This is a genomic window from Streptomyces broussonetiae (assembly GCF_009796285.1).
GTDB classification, from domain to species: domain Bacteria; phylum Actinomycetota; class Actinomycetes; order Streptomycetales; family Streptomycetaceae; genus Streptomyces; species Streptomyces broussonetiae.
Genome location: NZ_CP047020.1, coordinates 1,644,403 through 1,660,328, shown reverse-complemented (window position 1 = coordinate 1,660,328; position 15,926 = coordinate 1,644,403). Strand labels below are relative to the sequence as shown.

General features: G+C 71.4%; 15 protein-coding genes and 1 pseudogene. 10 read left to right on the top strand and 6 right to left on the bottom strand.

Annotation, left to right across the window (positions count from 1 at the left end; genetic code table 11):
* Positions 1-11: 11 nt before the first annotated feature.
* Positions 12-2,323, bottom strand: a pseudogene (locus tag GQF42_RS07865) (DEAD/DEAH box helicase); the annotation flags it as partial.
* Between the two features lie 401 nt (positions 2,324-2,724).
* On the opposite strand from GQF42_RS07865, the gene GQF42_RS07855 reads away from it, so the two are divergent.
* On the top strand, positions 2,725-2,907 hold the full coding sequence (locus GQF42_RS07855) for a hypothetical protein (protein WP_158918933.1): 183 nt from the start codon (positions 2,725-2,727) through the stop codon (positions 2,905-2,907).
* Positions 2,908-3,089: 182 nt separating this feature from the next.
* Here the strand turns inward: GQF42_RS07855 and GQF42_RS07850 are convergent, their stop codons facing one another.
* On the bottom strand, positions 3,090-3,968 hold the full coding sequence (locus GQF42_RS07850) for a hypothetical protein (RefSeq protein ID WP_158918932.1): 879 nt from the start codon (positions 3,966-3,968) through the stop codon (positions 3,090-3,092).
* A 348-nt stretch (positions 3,969-4,316) separates the two neighbouring features.
* Between GQF42_RS07850 and GQF42_RS07845 the strand changes: the two genes are divergently transcribed.
* The gene (locus GQF42_RS07845) at positions 4,317-5,177 is read left to right on the top strand and encodes an oxygenase MpaB family protein (RefSeq protein WP_233273287.1); all 861 of its coding nucleotides are present in this window, start codon (positions 4,317-4,319) and stop codon (positions 5,175-5,177) included.
* Here GQF42_RS07845 and GQF42_RS07840 read toward each other — a convergent pair.
* Entirely contained in the window at positions 5,154-5,687 is a 534-nt protein-coding gene (locus GQF42_RS07840; RefSeq protein ID WP_158929903.1) for a PadR family transcriptional regulator, read from the bottom strand. The genes GQF42_RS07845 and GQF42_RS07840 overlap by 24 nt on opposite strands.
* 111 nt (positions 5,688-5,798) lie before the next feature.
* On the opposite strand from GQF42_RS07840, the gene GQF42_RS07835 reads away from it, so the two are divergent.
* Entirely contained in the window at positions 5,799-6,554 is a 756-nt protein-coding gene (locus GQF42_RS07835) for an alpha/beta fold hydrolase (RefSeq protein ID WP_158918931.1), read from the top strand.
* A 56-nt stretch (positions 6,555-6,610) separates the two neighbouring features.
* Here GQF42_RS07835 and GQF42_RS07830 read toward each other — a convergent pair whose 3' ends face one another.
* Positions 6,611-7,210 (bottom strand): class I SAM-dependent methyltransferase, encoded by a 600-nt coding sequence (locus tag GQF42_RS07830; protein ID WP_158918930.1) that lies wholly within the window; start codon positions 7,208-7,210, stop codon positions 6,611-6,613.
* A gap of 150 nt (positions 7,211-7,360) precedes the next feature.
* Between GQF42_RS07830 and GQF42_RS07825 the strand changes: the two genes are divergently transcribed.
* The 7 genes from GQF42_RS07825 (at position 7,361) to GQF42_RS47650 (ending at position 14,522) form a co-directional block, all read left to right on the top strand.
* Positions 7,361-8,134 (top strand): MHYT domain-containing protein, encoded by a 774-nt coding sequence (locus GQF42_RS07825; protein ID WP_158918929.1) that lies wholly within the window; start codon positions 7,361-7,363, stop codon positions 8,132-8,134.
* Between the two features lie 48 nt (positions 8,135-8,182).
* The gene (locus tag GQF42_RS07820; protein ID WP_199272602.1) at positions 8,183-10,750 is read left to right on the top strand and encodes a sensor histidine kinase; all 2,568 of its coding nucleotides are present in this window, start codon (positions 8,183-8,185) and stop codon (positions 10,748-10,750) included.
* The gene (locus GQF42_RS07815) at positions 10,747-11,184 is read left to right on the top strand and encodes a roadblock/LC7 domain-containing protein (protein ID WP_158918928.1); all 438 of its coding nucleotides are present in this window, start codon (positions 10,747-10,749) and stop codon (positions 11,182-11,184) included. The genes GQF42_RS07820 and GQF42_RS07815 overlap by 4 nt, the downstream gene beginning before the upstream one ends.
* 19 nt (positions 11,185-11,203) lie before the next feature.
* On the top strand, positions 11,204-11,617 hold the full coding sequence (locus GQF42_RS07810; protein WP_158918927.1) for a DUF742 domain-containing protein: 414 nt from the start codon (positions 11,204-11,206) through the stop codon (positions 11,615-11,617).
* A 197-nt stretch (positions 11,618-11,814) separates the two neighbouring features.
* Positions 11,815-12,417, top strand: coding sequence for a GTP-binding protein (locus GQF42_RS07805; protein ID WP_158918926.1), 603 nt, complete (start codon positions 11,815-11,817; stop codon positions 12,415-12,417).
* Between the two features lie 276 nt (positions 12,418-12,693).
* Entirely contained in the window at positions 12,694-13,107 is a 414-nt protein-coding gene (locus GQF42_RS07800) for a roadblock/LC7 domain-containing protein (RefSeq protein ID WP_158918925.1), read from the top strand.
* Positions 13,108-13,232: 125 nt separating this feature from the next.
* Positions 13,233-14,522, top strand: coding sequence for a DUF6397 family protein (locus GQF42_RS47650; RefSeq protein ID WP_407699484.1), 1,290 nt, complete (start codon positions 13,233-13,235; stop codon positions 14,520-14,522).
* 206 nt (positions 14,523-14,728) lie between these two features.
* Here the strand turns inward: GQF42_RS47650 and GQF42_RS07790 are convergent, their stop codons facing one another.
* The gene (locus GQF42_RS07790; RefSeq protein ID WP_158918924.1) at positions 14,729-15,031 is read right to left on the bottom strand and encodes a hypothetical protein; all 303 of its coding nucleotides are present in this window, start codon (positions 15,029-15,031) and stop codon (positions 14,729-14,731) included.
* A 104-nt stretch (positions 15,032-15,135) separates the two neighbouring features.
* Entirely contained in the window at positions 15,136-15,873 is a 738-nt protein-coding gene (locus GQF42_RS07785; RefSeq protein WP_158918922.1) for an SDR family oxidoreductase, read from the bottom strand.
* Positions 15,874-15,926: the final 53 nt, after the last annotated feature.

Here is a 15,926-nt window from a genome sequence, read left to right as displayed (position 1 = left end):
CGTGTCGCACACTGCGCTGGATGGTTGCAGATCTGCTTCAGGACGGTCAGCAACTTCATGATCAGGCCCCGGCGGGCCATGGCGTCGGCAGTCGCGATTCCGTCCAGCGTCTCGCGGACCAACGCCTCGTACAGTCCCGCCTGTTCGGGCGTGAGGGCCACCGGACGGTCGCTCTCGGTCTTCGGAGGCAGCTCGGGGGCGATGCCGGGGTCCGACTTGCGCCGCCCGCAGCAGGAACGGCTGTACGAGCCTCGAGAGCGGCCCCACGGCCACCGGATCGAGGGCGCCTTCGACCGGCTGCGCGTACCGTGCGCGGAAGGCGCCGAGGCGGCCCAGCAAGCCAGGTGTCGTCCAGTCGAGGATCGCCCACAGTTCCGTGAGGTTGTTCTCCACCGGAGTGCCGGTGAGCGCCACGCGTGCGCGTGCGTCGAGGCAGTGCAGCGCAGCGCACGCGCCGTCGCCGCGTGGGGATTCTTCACGTGCTGCGCCTCGTCGGCAACGATCAGACCCCAGGGCGCATGGGCGAGCCGTTCGGCGTCCAGGCGCATCGTGCCGTACGTCGTCAGCACGAACTCCCCGGCCGCGACCGGGCCGAGGTCGCGCCCGGGCCCGTGGAACCTGCGCACCGGCACACCAGGAGCGAACCGCTCGATCTCACGCTGCCAGTTGCCGAGCAGGGAGGCCGGGCAGACGACCAGCGTGGGACCGGCGGTCGAGGCATCCGTCTGCCGGTACAGGTGCAGCGCTATCAGCGTGACCGTCTTGCCGAGGCCCATGTCGTCGGCCAGGCAGCAGCCCAGGCCGAGCGACGTCATGCGGACCAGCCAGTCGAGCCCGCGCAGCTGGTAGTCCCGCAAGGTGGCCGCCAGTCGCGGCGGCGGCCCGACGACGAGGGTCGGCTCCGTGTCCGTGAGGCGCTCCCGGAGCCGGTCCAGCCAGCCCGTCGAACGCACCCCGACCTGCCGGCCGTCGACCTCCGCCGAGCCGCTCAGCGCCGCCGCCAGTGCCTCGACGGGAGCAAGGGAGCGGTCCTGCCGCGTCCGGGTGTCGTGCGCCTGTCGCGGGTCTACCAGGGCCCACCCGTCGTGCAGCCGTACCAGAGGGCGTTTGGCCTCCGCGAGCAGGTCCAGCTCCGCCCGGGACAGGTCACGTCCGCCCAGAGTGAGTCCCCAGGAGAGCGCGACCGCGCTGTCCGCCGAAAGGAACGCCGGGGGAGCCGGGGCATCTCCCGCCGCGGCCGTGCCGTCGTCCGGCGGGCCGACCGTCGTGTACAGGCCGAGGTCACGCGACAGCCCCTTCGGCCAGTGCACGTCGACTCCCGCCAGGGCCAGTGCCCGTGTGCCCTCGCCCAGCAGCTCGACGATCTCGTCGTCGGCCAGATCCACGGCGTCCGGTACGGCTGCGGCGAGCAGCGGTGTCAACGGCGGCCAGGCGCGGGCCGCGCGGCGCAGCGCCAGCAGCGCGTCTGCACGCGCGCGTGCACCGAACCTCTCGTGCCCGCCTTTGGCGCAGGCCCACAGGCCCGCGGCGTCCAGGACGTCCGGTTCCCCGCCCGGTCCGTGCACTTGGGGCACCGCGCGGAACCGGACGCGACCGTCGTCCGGGTCCACGGAATCGTCGAGACCGCAGACCTCCACACGCAGCGACAGCCGTATGCCTGCGTCGTGGCCTGCGGCGATGTCGTCGGCCCAGGCCCGCAGCCCGGGCAACCGCTGTGGTTCGAGCGCTGTGTACACAGGGCCGCCCATCACCAGTGGGGCCGCGGGAGAGCGCGGGAGGGCGTCGGCGAGCGCGTCCAGGAAGGCGTGCAGCAGTCGGTCCGGGTCGGGCAGCCGGCTCGTCTCCTCGGCGGTGAGCGGCACCGCGTGAGCCTCCGGGGCATGGCGGCGGCGAGTTCGCGGATCAGCTCCGTGTCCAGCGCGGACAGTGGGCCCACCCGCCAGGCGTCGTGATCGTCCGGCGAGAGACCCGGCAGCAGCAGCCCGCGCGCGAGGAAGTGCAGGGCCAGCTCGTAGGCAGCACCCCAGAAACAGGCCGAGCGGTGCCCGTCCGGCAGCGCACGCACACGCGTGAGCAGGGGCAGGGCGGTGCCCACGGGCAGCAGGAGCACCGGCGTACGGACCAGCTCGACACCTCCGTCCGCGGCGGGAAGTGCGAGGTCCAGTTCTGCCCGAGCGCCCTCGGCGACGGCGGGAGGAGCCTCACCGTCCCGTCGCCAGAGGGCGAACCGGCCCGTGCGGGCCGGTTCGCAGGGCAGGAACACGACGCAGCAGCAGGCCAGTTCGGACAGATCGGAGGGTGGTGCCGTGGGGGTGGTCAACACAGCTCTGTCGCGCTCCTCAAATTTGACTACTCGGCCCGGGGTGGCCGAGGGTACAGCACGCCGAGGACGGATCCGTCCTGTCGACGGCATGACCAAGACCACTTCACAATCTGTTCGACCGTGGCCCTCGTTTGCGGCGGGCGGAGGGCGCCCCGGGTGCGGCTGGCGAGCCCTGTGGCCGGGTGAGGGAGCGCGTCATGGAAGCTGTTCAAATTGCAGCTCACATTGCGGCGCGCAGCGGGCCGACAACGGGCGCCGCGTGGGGTGATACTGCGAGCAGGAGCCGGGACCATTAGGGGACGAGCTTCGGGGATGTCTCAGGGTCGGCGGCCGGAACCACGGCAAGCGCGGGGCCGTTCTCTGAGCAGAGAGCGGCAGTGGCCGCGAAGGAGGCGACGCTCATGTCCAAGAACGCGAAGATCGCCGCAGGGGGTGTGGCGGTCGGGCTGATCCTGCTGATATGGCTGCCCTGGTGGGTGGCGTTCCTGATCGTGGTCGGGGTCCCGGCGGTGGCGTACCTGGCGCTGGACCCTTCGCAGCGGCGCAGGCTCCGCCGGGTCACCCGCAAGGAACTCGGCCGCTGAGGCGACGCCGAGCGGCGGGCGAGGCTCGCCCAGATGCCGGACCTGTCGCAGGCGCCCGTCCAGGCGCCGCAGAGGCCAACTGGTGCCGGGCGCCGCGCTGTTCGGCAGCCCGGCCCCGGGCGTCGCGCTGATCACCGCAGCGCGACGCCCGGGGCCGGTGCGGGGCGACGGGCCGCCGGGCCTCAGACGGGCCGCACGGCCATCTTGTCGAGCGCATCCAGCAGGCCCGGCAGTTCGGGACCCCGGCCCACCGGCAGGACCTCGCCGGGCTTGTCGTCCAGAAGCACGAACGCGATGTCGTCGGTGCGAGCCACGATCGACCAGCCGGGGCCGTCGGCGCGCAGCGTACGTGCGTCCCCCGGGGCGAAAGACGAGCGCACCCGGCCCAGCGGCGGCGGCGAGTCGACGTAGGCACGAGCCTCCGCGAGCACCCGCCGGACACCGCGGTGACCGCTGTGCGGCACCTTCCCGCCCTCCGGTGCGGGCTCTGCGGCCACAGCGTTCTCCTCGCCCGGCGACGAGGGTTGCGTGACGTCCGCCGGTCCGTCAGGCACGTTGAATTCCGCGTCGTTGATCTGCTCCCGCCACGCCGCCCACTGCAGCGCGATCTCGTCGGCGCCCAGGCGTCGCTGTGCCGGTCCCCAGATGCCGGTGTCCGGAGGGCTCAACAGCGGCCCGTCCGCCACCTCGGGGGCGGGGTCGTGCGGAGCGGGGACGCCGGGGGCCGCTACGGCGACCGCCAGGGGCCAGCCGGGCAGAGCGGCCACGACCGCGCGCTCGTCCGGCGAAAGTTCGTACTCCATGCCGCAGTCCCAGGACGCGATCGCCACGGCGACCAGCGAGACGTCGTCGATGACGACCGTCCAGCGGGCGCCGTCGCCGTCCTGGCCCAGCACCAGGCCGTACCCGTCGGCACGGGGTGCGAGTCCCAGCGCTCCGCACGCCTCGGGATAGTCGTCGCCCAGAACGCTCGGAAACTGTGCCGGCGTCAGCAGTACCGCCGTCAGCACGTACAGCGCATCGTCCGCGGCGGCGACGGCCCCATCGTCCGTCCCGGCCATCCCTGCCTCCCCAATGGTTCGTCCAACGGCGCGCACCCTAGTGCGAGCGGGAGGCCGTTGTCACGACTCCTCACACCACGCGGAGCTGCAGGTTTCCGCCTGGACGGGGGCGAAACGGCCATGGCGGACGAGCGCGCCGCCGGAGCCCGTGGACGGCTGAGGCGACCGCGGGTCACCACCGTCACAGCCTCGAACACATTGTGTGCACACCATTGCCGCCCCCTGGCCGGTTCGTCGCTCATCGCTCATCTGTCGTCACTCAATGTAGAGTTGAGCCGTCTTCGGAGAAGGAGGGCGGCGCGGTGAAGCGGCTTCGAGAGGCTCGACCGGATCCGCCGGCTGGATCCGGTGGCGGACGCGGTGGAGATCTACCGGCTGAGTGCGGTGTTCGAGTTTCCCTGGGACTACACGCGCGCTCTCGAGCTGGCCCTGTACCGCACCTACGCGGTACCGAGCATCGGCCGACTGCTCGCCGAGACGGCGGAACTGACCTGCCGCACACAGAAGCGGTACGACGACACCGTGCTGCTCCTTGACGCCATCGTGGAGCACGGCTTCGCCGCCGAGGAGGGCCGCACGGCGATCCGCCGCATCAACCAGATGCACCGCAGCTACGACATCGGCGACGACGACATGCGGTACGTGCTGAGCACCTTCGTCGTCACGCCCAGACGCTGGATCGATGCCTACGGCTGGCGTCAACTGTCCCGGCACGAGATCGTCGCCGCCGCCGAGTACTACCGCACGCTCGGCCGTCACATGGGCATCCCCGACGTCCCCCGCAGCTACGAGGAGTTCGAGGCACTCCTCGACGCCTACGAGCGGGACCACTTCGGCTGGGACGAACAGGCCCGACGGGTCTCCGACGCCACCCTCGACCTGATGGCGTCCTGGTATCCACGCCTGCTGGCGCCCGTGCTGCGCACGGCGACACTCGCCCTGCTCGACGAGTCCCTGCTGCGCGCGTTCCGTTACCAGTCGCCCGGTGCGGCCACCACCGCACTCGTGCGCCGCGCCGTACGCGCGCGAGGCCGGTTCCTGCGACTGCTGCCGCCGCGCCGCAGCCCGCACTACGCACGGCAGAACTGGGAGGTCAAGGGCTATCCGAAGGGCTACCACGTCGCCGATCTGGGAACGCGCCCGGTTCCCGGACTGCGCGGCTGCCCGATGCGGCGCCCTGGCTCCTCAGCGGCGGACGTCGTCGAGTGACGCGAGAGTGTCGCGCAGCCAGGCGAGTTCGGCCCGGCTCGTGGCCCGCGCGATGGTGAGGACACCGCGCCGGAAGGGATCGTCCAACTCCTCGGCGCGCAGCGGCCGGTCACCGTCGTAGAAGAAGCTCGCCGGCTCCTCCAGGAAGGCCAGCCGGCGTCGCAGCACGGCCGCCTGGGCTGCCGGGTCCTCCAGGTGCCGCAGGAACGCGAGCAGCGCGAACCAGTGGTTCTCGTCGGTGATCTCGCGCTGCGCGGGCTCGGTGAGCCTGCGCCTCAGCTCGAGCCCGCCCTCCTCGGTCAGCCGCAGCACATGGCGCGGTGCGGCCACGGCGCCGGGCTCGGTGGCCCGGACCAGCAGGCCCGCTTTCTCGAGCCGTTTGATCGCCGGGTACAGCGTGCTCTCGGCGACGGGCCGTACGTGTCCGGTGAGGGCAGCGATGTGACGGCGCAGGACGTATCCGTGCAGCGGGGCGTCGTAGAGGAAACCGAGGATGGCGAGTTCGAGCACAGCCGCATTCTCCCGCAGGGCGCTGTACATCGCCACATCAATACAGTCGTGCCGTCATACATCGGTGGCGATGTATTCTCCATGGAGTCGGAACATCCGGGGAGGGGCACGATGAAGCAGGCCGTATTCGACAGCGAGGGAAGCTGCATCCGCTGGACGGAGGCGCCGGGGGAACAGCCTGCCAGGGTGTATCTGCACGGACTCGGCTCGATGTCCGCCGTGTACCACGCGCATGTCGCGGCCCGGCCCGAACTCGCGGGCATACGGAGTCTGTTCGTGGACCTTCCGGGTCATGGCATCAGCGACCGGCCCGCGCACTTCGGGTACACACTGCGGGAGCACGCCGACGCGGTGGCCGTCGCGCTGGACGAGGCCGCAGTCACCGGAGCCGAGTTGATCGCGCACAGCATGGGCGGTTCCGTGGCCCTGGTGCTCGCCCACCGGCGGCCCGACCTCGTCTCCCGGTTGGTCCTCACAGAGGCGAACCTGGACGCTCCCCCGCAGCCGACCGCCGGCAGCAGCGGCATCGCCGCCTACGGTGAAGACGAGTTCGTCGGGAAAGAGCACGCGCACGTGCTGGAGGCCGTCGGCCCGTTGTGGGCGGCCACCATGCGGCTGGCTGATCCGCGTGCCCTGCACCGCAGCGCCGTCGGTCTGCGTCAGGGCTCCGAACCCGTCATGCGCACGATCCTCGAGGGGCTCCCCGTGGAGCGGATCTACCTCCAGGGCGAGCACAGCGGCGAACTGGCGGGCCGGGAGAGCCTGGAAGCCGCCGGGGTACGGGTGGTGACGGTGCCCGAGGCCGGGCACAACGTCATGCTCGACAACCCCGACGCCTTCGTGGCGGCCGTCGCCGGGACGGACTGACCTGAGGTGTTGCTGCGACGCGGCGGCGCGAGGAGGACTCGGAGCCGACAGGAAGTTCAGTTCTCGCGTGTGGCGAGCGCAAGGAAACGCGCGTCCTCATCGACGTACGACCTGATGCGCCAGCCCGAACGGGCCAGGAGTGGAGCGAGGTTGGGCTCGGCGCGCAGGTCGTCGGGCGTGATCTGCCGTCCCTGCCGCGCCGCCAGGGCGGCCCGCCCGATGGGATGGAACAGGGCAAGCGTGCCACCCGGCCGTGCCACCCGGGCCAGTTCCCGCAGGTTGTCCACCGGGCGCGGCAGATGGGCGATCAGGCCGGCCGCGAACACGGCGTCCAGGGACTGCGATCGCAGTGGCAGCGCAGCGACGTCCGCGAGCAGCAGCCGCCCCTCCCGGTCCCGCCCCGCCCGTACGGCGGCCTCGAGCATTGCCACAGTCAGATCGGCGCCGAGCACCACTCCGGAGGGGCCCACGGCGGCCCGCAGCGGCGTCAGGGCACGCCCGGTGCCGCAGCCCGCGTCCAGCACGCGGTCCCCCGCCCGCAGCCCGAGGTCGGCCACGGCAGCCGCGTAGGCGGGGCCGTCGTCGGGGAACCGGCTGTCCCAGTCGGCCGCCCGGGCGCCGAAGAATTCCTGCACATGTGTGTGGTCGTCGCTCATGTTCCGCATGATTCCTCACCGTCATGGGGGATACCCAGGTGCACATGTTCGGGCTGGACCCGATCGTTCCACCACATCTGCGTGTCATATTCCAGCAGGTTTCGAAATGCGCCCCCTGTGTGCGCCTGTGCCCCCTAGCGTCCCTTGGCCATGGGACACCTGGACCACGCCGCCTTCGGCTGGCTGACCCCCGTACTGTCGTACGTGATGGCCTGCACGGGCGCCGCACTCGGACTGCGCTGCACTGTCCGCGCGCTCGCCACGACGGGTCGCTCGCGCCGCAACTGGCTTGTCACCGCGGCCTCCGCGATCGGCACGGGCATCTGGACCATGCACTTCGTGGCCATGCTCGGTTTCCGCGTCAGCGGCACCGACATCCGCTACGACGTACCGCTGACCATCCTCAGCCTCCTCGTCGCGATGGTCGTCGTCTGCGCCGGCGTCTTCGCCGTCGGCTACAGCCGCGACCGCAACCGGGCGCTCCTCCTCGGCGGACTCACCACCGGGCTGGGCGTCGCCAGCATGCACTACCTGGGCATGGCGGCGGTCCGGCTGCATGGAGACGTCCGCTACGACCCCGTCCTCGTCGGAGTGTCGGTGCTGATCGCCGTCGTCGCGGCGACCGCGGCCCTGTGGGCCGGCCTCAACATCAAGTCGCCCCTTGCGGTCACCATCGCCTCCCTCGTCATGGGAGCGGCCGTCAGCAGCATGCACTACACCGGGATGTTCGCGGTGCGCGTGCGTGTGAACCCCTCCGGCGAGGCGCTGCCCGGGGCCACGGCGATGCAGTTCATCTTCCCCCTCGCCGTCGGCCTCGGGTCCTACCTTTTCATCACCTCGGCCTTCGTCGCCCTCTCGCCCACGGCCGACGAGCGCGAGGCATCCGCCATCGCCCAGCGGCCCGTCGAGAGTGTCACCCACTAGTGGGAGCCCTGCCCGAGCGCCCCGACCCACGTCCCGAGCGAGGAGGCCATGCGCCCACCCCGAACACCCTCGAAGGCCGACGCCCAGGCACACGCCCCGCGTGGCCGCCGTGCACACGCCGGACCGCCCGCAGACGAGGTCACCGACCGCCGCTTCGGCACGTCATCAGCACAGGCACGCGCGCGTGGGAACCGCCGGTACCTGCGCCCTCGTACCGTGCGTGCCAAGGTTGTCAGCCTGCTGATGGTTCCCGTTGTCTCGCTGCTCGCCCTGTGGGCGTATGCAACCGTCAGCACCGCCCAGGACGTCGCCCGGTTGCGCCAGGCCCAGCAGGTCGACGCCGAACTGCGCACCCCGGTGGCCACGGCCGTCACCGCCCTGCAGGCCGAGCGCACCGCGGCCGTGCGTTACGCCACCGCGCCGGGCACGGACGACGGCAGTGACCTGCGGGGCCTGGCCGCCCGCAGCGACCGGGCCGTTGCCGAACTGCGGCTCGGCGACCACAGCACCGTGGCCGACAGCGAGGAGCTGCCCGCCGACGTCTCCGGGCGTCTCGACGCCTTCGTCGCCGGCGCCGAGCATCTGCGCGCGCTGCGAACGGCCGTACTCGAGCACAAGGCCGACTGGAACACCGCGTACGCGCAGTACACGAAGACCATTGGGGCGGCCTTCGCCGTGGACGGCGCCCTGACGGGTATTCAACAGGCCGACGTCGGCGCCGACGCGCGTGTCCTGCTCGAATTCTCCCGGGCCGCCGAGGCACTGGCCCAGGAGGACACCTTGCTGGGCGGCGCGCGGACCACGGGCGGTCTCCAGGGCGAGCGGCTACGGATGTTCGGCGCCGCCGTCGCCACGCGCCGCACCCTCATCGAGACGGCCGTCGCCGATCTCCCTGCCGCCCAGCGCGCCGCCTGGCGGGAACTGGCCGACGGCGACGGCTACACCTCCCTCGGCACCGTCGAGGACGAGATCCTCGCCGCCGGGCCGGGCACCAGGTCGATCGGCACGGCTGTCCAGAGCACCTGGAGCACGGTCCACGCACGCGTGCAGGACGGAATGCGGAGCGTCGCGACGGCCACCGGCCGGACCGTCGCCGGCCGCGCCGACCCGGTCACGCGCGGACTGCTCAGCCCGGCCGGTGCCGCCGTGCTCCTCGGCCTGGCCGCGGTCGCCGCCTCGCTGGTCATCTCCGTCCGCATCGGACGCGGGCTGGTGGTCGAACTCGTGAGCCTGCGCAACGACGCCCTGGAAATCGCCCACCGCAAGCTTCCGGAGGCGATGCGCAGACTGCGCGCGGGCGAAGAACTCGACATCCGGGCGGAAGCACCCGCGGGACCACCGGCCGAGGACGAGACGGGTCAGGTCACGGAAGCCCTGACCACCGTCCACCGCGCCGCCCTGCGCGCCGCCGTGGAACGCGCCGAACTCGCCGGCGGCATCTCCGGAGTCTTCGTCAACCTCGCCCGCCGCAGCCAGGTGCTGGTCCACCGCCAGCTCAGCCTCCTCGACAGCATGGAGCGCCGCTCGGACGACCCCGACGAGCTGAGCGACCTGTTCCGCCTGGACCACCTCACCACCCGGATGCGACGGCACGCCGAGAGCCTGATCATCCTGTCGGGGTCGGCACCCGGCCGGGCCTGGCGCATGCCGGTCTCCCTCACCAACGTCGTACGGGCCGCAGTCTCGGAAATCGAGGACTACGCGCGCGTGGAAGTGCGCCAACTCCCCGAGGCCCACGTCATCGGCGCCGCTGTCGCCGACCTCACTCATCTGCTCGCCGAACTCGTCGAGAACGCCGCGCAGTTCTCACCACCGCACACACGCGTGCGCATCACCGGCGAACCCGTCGGCAACGGCTACGCCCTGGAGGTCGAGGACCGGGGACTCGGCATGGGCACCGAGACCCTCGCGGAGGCCAACCGGCGCATCGAACAGTCCGAGGCCCTCGACCTGTTCGACAGTGACCGGCTCGGACTCTTCGTGGTCAGCCGGCTCGCCTCCCGGCACGATGTCAAGGTGCACCTGCGGGCGTCTCCGTACGGCGGCACGACCGCCGTCGTCCTGCTGCCCACGGCCCTGCTCCACAACGGATCCACGGAACCCGCCCCCCTCCGGGCCGGACAGGAACACCACGCGCGCGAGCGCGCGTACGCACAGGTCCCCGGCACGAGCCGGCACCAGGAGCCCGTCGCCGTACTGCCGGACCGCCCCGCCCTCGCGGCAACCCTCCCCGAACCGCGCAGCACGGCTGATGACCTGAGCAGGGACGGGACGACGACCGGTCCGGGCCACCCTGGCAGCACCGGCGAAACCCCGCCCCCCGGAGTCACGGCCTTGAGGCCGCACCGTCCGCCCACCGACTCCGAGCCCTCCGACGACCTCCCGCGCCGGATACGCCAGGCAAGCCTCGCCCCACAGCTGCGGCGCCAGCATGCTCGGGAGCAGGTGCCGGAACGCGTGCAGCACGGCGACGACTTGCGGACCCCCGAACTGGTGCGGGACCGCATGGCGGCCTACCGCGACGGCTGGGTGCGCGGCGGCGGCAGGCTTCCCGGCCGCCCCACCGCCCTGGAAGACGACTCGGCCAGTGACAGCAGCGAAGGAGACCCGGCATGATCCAGGATCCCAACACGAGGGCCGGCCGGCTGTCCGGCGAACTGGACTGGCTGCTGGACGACCTGGTGATGCGGGTGAGCGAGGTACGACACGCCGTCGTGCTCTCCAACGACGGGCTGGCCGTCGGCGCGTCCACCGGCCTGGCACGTGAGGACGCCGAGCACCTCGCCGCCGTCGCCTCCGGTTTCCACAGCCTCGCCAAAGGCGCAGGACGGCACTTCGGAGCGGGTGGAGTGCGGCAGACCATGGTCGAGATGGACGACGCGTTCCTCTTCGTGGCCGCCGCGGGCGACGGATCCTGCCTTGCCGTGCTCACCGCCGCCACCGCCGACATGGGGCTGGTCGCCTACGAGATGGCACGCCTGGTCAAGCGCGTCGGCGAACACCTCTACACACCACCGCGCGCCGCCGCACAGCCCCCTGCCGCCGGATGAGCCGGGAGGGACGGCATCGATGACCGAGAACCCGATGGACGGCCCTCGGGAGGCGGGCAGCTGGTGGTACGACGGCGAGGCCGGGCCCCTGGTCCGCCCCTACGCCATGACGGGCGGACGCACCCAGCCGGGGCCCACCGGGGTGCGCTTCGACCTGATCGCCCTCGTCACCCTCGACCCCGCGGCCGCGGCGCGCGGGGAAGACGCCGCCCTCGGCCCCGAGCACCGGACGCTCGTTCGGCTGTGCCGCACGGAGACGCAGTCCGTTGCCGAACTCGCCGCGGACGCGGACCTGCCCGTGGGCGTGGTCAGGGTGCTCCTCGGGGATCTCCTCGAACTCGGCTGTGTGGCCATCAGCCGCCCCGTGCCCCCGGCGCACCTGCCCGACGAGCGGATTCTGCGCGAGGTCATCGCGGGATTGCGAGCGCTGTAGATGACCGTGCGGATCGCGCCGTACAGCCCGCCGCAACACCAACCGGACGCGTTCTGTCCCCGAGCGGGCGCAAGTCGGTCACATCAGGTGCATTTTGGTCCAATAGTCCGAAGCTGCAGCCAAGTTGTCATGATGCTGACTTCACGCCCGAAAAACGCGGACGCCGACCGCGGCCGGTCCTCCCGAGAGAAGTGATCATGGTCTCCGAGCACTCCGACGCCGTCGGCGACACCGCCGCCCTGGCGCTGAAGATACTGGTCGCCGGCGGGTTCGGCGTCGGCAAGACGACCCTGGTCGGGGCCGTCAGTGAGATCCGCCCGTTGCGCACCGAGGAACTGCTGAGCGAGGCGGGGCAGTTGGTGGACGACACCGACGGCGTGGACCGGAAGGTCACCACCACTGTCGCCATGGACTTCGGGCGCATCACCATCCGCTCCGGTCTGTCCTTGTACCTCTTCGGAACCCCGGGGCAAGACCGATTCTGGTTCCTCTGGGACGAGTTGTCCCAGGGGGCACTTGGCGCCGTCGTCCTGGCGGACACCCGGCGTCTGGAGGACTGCTTCCCGGCCGTCGACTACTTCGAGCACCGGCGCATCCCGTTCGTGGTGGCCGTCAACTGCTTCGCGGGCGCCCGCACCTACGGTGTCCACGACGTCTCCCGCGCCCTCGACCTCGACCACGGAATCCCTGTGGTGCTCTGCGACGCGCGCGACCGGGACTCCGGCAAGGAGGTTCTGATCAGGCTTGTCGACCACGCGGGGCGGATGCACACCGCCCGGCTTCTGGACTCGGTCGGCTGAGCCCATCAGTTTGCGCCGCTTGCGGTGTTCTTACCTGCGCCGAAGACCGGTTCCGATTCGCTCCTCGGAAGCCTGCGCGGGGCGGGTTCAGGGCTCCCATCGGCGTCAACGGTGAACAGGCGGCCCCTGCATGTGCCGTTCGGGACGAACGCCCGACATTGCCCATCGGTCATCTTCTGTGCCATGCGCCCATCCGGCTTGCCCGGACGCCGGTCGTGGTGAAGGCTGGCGGAGAGTTCCTCCGGCCAGGGGGAGACATCACACGGGGAGACGGAGATGGCGCAGAACCAGGGACTCGGCTGGCTCCTGGACGATCTGACCGAGCGGGTGGACCACGTGCGGCACGCGCTGGTCCTGTCGAACGACGGACTTGTCACAGGCGCGAGCACGGGCCTGCGTCGGGAGGACGCCGAACATCTGGCCGCCGTGGCCTCCGGGCTGCACAGCCTGGCCAAGGGTTCGGGACGCCACTTCGGTGCGGGCAGAGTGCGCCAGACCATGATCGAATACGACGACGCCGTGCTGTTCGTGACCGCGGCGGGCACCGGCAGCTGTCTGTGCGTGCTCAGCGGGGCCGAGGCCGACATCGGCCAGATCGCCTACGAGATGACCCTGCTCGTCAACCGCGTCGGCGAACACCTCGGCGTCGACGCCAGGCAGCCTGAGCGAACCTCCAACACAGATCTCTGACCTGCGAGTTCCTCTACTCTCGCGGAGTTATCCACAGGCTTGCCACGGGTTGCGCCGAACCGGCTACGGTGTGTACACGGCTCGCGCACAGGGCGTGAGCCACGACTCCACGGGGGAGTACGACCATGTCGGCCAGCATCTTCAGCCCCTCCCGGCCCCTTACCTGCACACTGAGCCGCGCCGCTCGGGAACTGGACCTCAAACGCAGCGAGTTCGACCTCGCCATGCATCTCGGGCGCATCCGGACCGTCCCCGACGAGGGCGGTGGGGGAGCCCGGAGGGTGGAGCAGACGGAGATCGACCGCCTTCGTGCGCAGGACGATTTCCCGCAGACCCTGCGCGACCGCGTGCGGGTGGTGGGCACCGCCGAGGGCGCACAGCTCATGGAGATCCCGGGCGGCCGCTTCACGCGCCTCGCCCGTCTGGGGCTGCTCGTGCCCGTTCGTTGGTACCTGAACCGCTACCGCGCCGTGGTCTGGCTCTATCTGGCGGAAGACCTGCGGAACTTCACCGCGGCTACGGAGAACGCGCACCTGCTCAAGGGGCGCACGCCCGAGAGTCTGCGCGGCCAGTTGGAGGCGGGAGTGGATCTGCGCGCCCGCAACTGGCGCGGACGCCAACTCGGGTTCCTGTTGCGACAGGCCGAGGACCCCTGGATCCGAGCCGGTGCCTTCGCCGCCTTCCTCGGACCCGTCGAGGTCGCCGACATCGTCAAGGACCCGTACGACCGTTCCTACGTCAACCGGTTCCGCCCCGTGCCACCCGGACAGGGCAACCCGGGATCGCCCGCGGCTCACCTCGCCGAGCGGATCACGACCGCGCAGGACGCGGACGAGATCGAGTGGCTGCGCAGCGAACTGGCCCACGCGGTCGAGGCCGCCCGTATCGATTCACCTGCTCCACGCCCGGCCCCCCGTCGCCCCGCGTCGGCGGTGCGAGCGTACGCACGTCCCATTCCACCCCTGGCCTGTACGGTCACACGGCCCATGGAGCCGAGGAAACGGCCGTCGACGCAGGAGGACCCGCCGTTCGTACGACCGCCGGAGTCGCAGGCTGTGTCAGTGACCGGGGCGCTCGAGCCGATCGGTGGGCTCCTGGGCGGGGCGCTCGAGCCAGGGGATGGGCCGGCGGCTGCGGCCCCCACGCCGATCAGCGAGCAGGCTGCTTCGACACCTCAGGTGACCGACAGGTTGGCGGCCGGGGTGAGCGAAGCGAACAAAGGGCCGGTGTTCGGGGCGCCCTGGCCGGATCCCGGGCCGGTGCCCCGAGGGGCCGCGGGGCACCGAGTGTCGTCGGCACGGCCGTCCAGGCCACCCGTTCGCCGGGACCGTGGGCCCGAGCGTGCCCCGGCACCGTCCAATCGCGGCCTACGTGGCTGGCTGCGGCGCAGAAGCCCACGGCCCGCACGGCTCTGACCTCATCCGGCCGCAGGCCCCTGCCGCTGCTTCGGCCGCCGTTGCGCCGCAGAGTCACCAGAGCGAACCCTCCTGAGAGTTGCTGTGGGCGCGCGCCGGCGCTGAGTCCGTTCCGTGGTGTGCGTCCTGGGCCGTACGGGCGACCCATCACGCTCTGCGTCACCTCGTGCAAGGCCGTCCCCTGTCGAGGGAGCGGCGGCAGCGGCTCAGGTCCCAGTGCAGCGGGGTGGTGACTGGGGCGTGCGGTCGCTGGCGCGCAGGGTGTCGCCCTGGCTGCGCCGTACGGTCACGCCCAGTTGGAGCGCGGCTCGCTCGCCGGGGTTCAGTTCGGCCGTGCGGAGGGAGTCGGCGACCCTGCCCGGCATGTCCAGGGGGACCACGGCCGTCGGGGCCGGGGTGTCGGCGTGGCCGGCGGTGTGGCCGGGCATGAGGTCGACGACAGCCGTACGGACGACCTCGCGGCCTACGTCGGCGCGCTTCTGAGTCGGCGAAGACCCGTAGTCACGCACCTGCGCCTCCATGACGGCGTGATCATCTGTGGGCAGTGCGTTGGCCAGGGTGCCATCGTTTGCCGGCGGGCGGACGCGGCTGCGAGTGGGTCGGCTCGCTGCGATCAGGCTTGCATGGTGGGGCGGACGACGATCTCACTGACGTCGACGCCGTCGGGCTGTTCGATGGCGTAGCCGATGGCGGAGGCGACCGCGGAGGGCGGCATGGCGATCTCGTCGCGCTGCCGGATCATCGCGGCCGCGGCCTCGGGACTCGCTCCCTTGCCGACGCCTTCGGTATGGGTGAAGCCGGGGGAGACGAGGGTGACGCGCAGGTCGGGTCCCGATTCCTGGCGCAGGCCCTCGGTGAGCACCTTCACCGCCGTCTTGGTGGCCGCGTAGACCGCCTGGGGGGTCTTGACGACGTAGGCGGCAGTGGAGCCGACGTTGACGAACTGCCCGAAGCGCTGCCGACGGAAGACAGGCAGGGCTGCCCCGATGCCGTTGAGCAAGCCGGTGATGTGGGTGGAGACCATGGCGTCCCAGTCGTCCTGGCGCAGGTCATCGAACGGCGAGACGGCCATCGTGCCCGCATTGGAGACGAGGACGTCGAGTCGGCCGTACTGGTCGAGGGCCGTGTCCGTCAGGCGCTGGAGGTCTTCGCGGCGCGTGACGTCGACGATGACGCCGACGGCGCTGCCGCCTTTCGCCGTGATGCTGCCCACGACAGCGTTCAGTCGGTCCTCGCGCCGGGCTCCGAGTACGAGCTGGGCGCCCTTTTCGGCGAGGTAGGTCGCGGTCGCCTCACCGATGCCGCTGCTGGCACCTGTGATCGCGATGACTTTGCCCTGGATGCCCGACATGATCGGCTTCCTTTCCCGGGATGTGCGCAGGTCGGTGCGGCGACCTACAGTGA

Coding starts and splice junctions, on each gene's coding strand:
- GQF42_RS07835 (WP_158918931.1), top strand. CDS start 5,799: ATGAAGCAGGCCGTATTCGACAGCGAGGGAAGCTGCATCCGCTGGACG.
- GQF42_RS07785 (WP_158918922.1), bottom strand. CDS start 15,873: ATGTCGGGCATCCAGGGCAAAGTCATCGCGATCACAGGTGCCAGCAGC.
- GQF42_RS07855 (WP_158918933.1), top strand. CDS start 2,725: ATGTCCAAGAACGCGAAGATCGCCGCAGGGGGTGTGGCGGTCGGGCTG.
- GQF42_RS07815 (WP_158918928.1), top strand. CDS start 10,747: ATGATCCAGGATCCCAACACGAGGGCCGGCCGGCTGTCCGGCGAACTG.
- GQF42_RS07820 (WP_199272602.1), top strand. CDS start 8,183: ATGCGCCCACCCCGAACACCCTCGAAGGCCGACGCCCAGGCACACGCC.
- GQF42_RS07805 (WP_158918926.1), top strand. CDS start 11,815: ATGGTCTCCGAGCACTCCGACGCCGTCGGCGACACCGCCGCCCTGGCG.
- GQF42_RS07830 (WP_158918930.1), bottom strand. CDS start 7,210: ATGAGCGACGACCACACACATGTGCAGGAATTCTTCGGCGCCCGGGCG.
- GQF42_RS07810 (WP_158918927.1), top strand. CDS start 11,204: ATGACCGAGAACCCGATGGACGGCCCTCGGGAGGCGGGCAGCTGGTGG.
- GQF42_RS07850 (WP_158918932.1), bottom strand. CDS start 3,968: ATGGCCGGGACGGACGATGGGGCCGTCGCCGCCGCGGACGATGCGCTG.
- GQF42_RS47650 (WP_407699484.1), top strand. CDS start 13,233: ATGTCGGCCAGCATCTTCAGCCCCTCCCGGCCCCTTACCTGCACACTG.
- GQF42_RS07800 (WP_158918925.1), top strand. CDS start 12,694: ATGGCGCAGAACCAGGGACTCGGCTGGCTCCTGGACGATCTGACCGAG.
- GQF42_RS07825 (WP_158918929.1), top strand. CDS start 7,361: ATGGGACACCTGGACCACGCCGCCTTCGGCTGGCTGACCCCCGTACTG.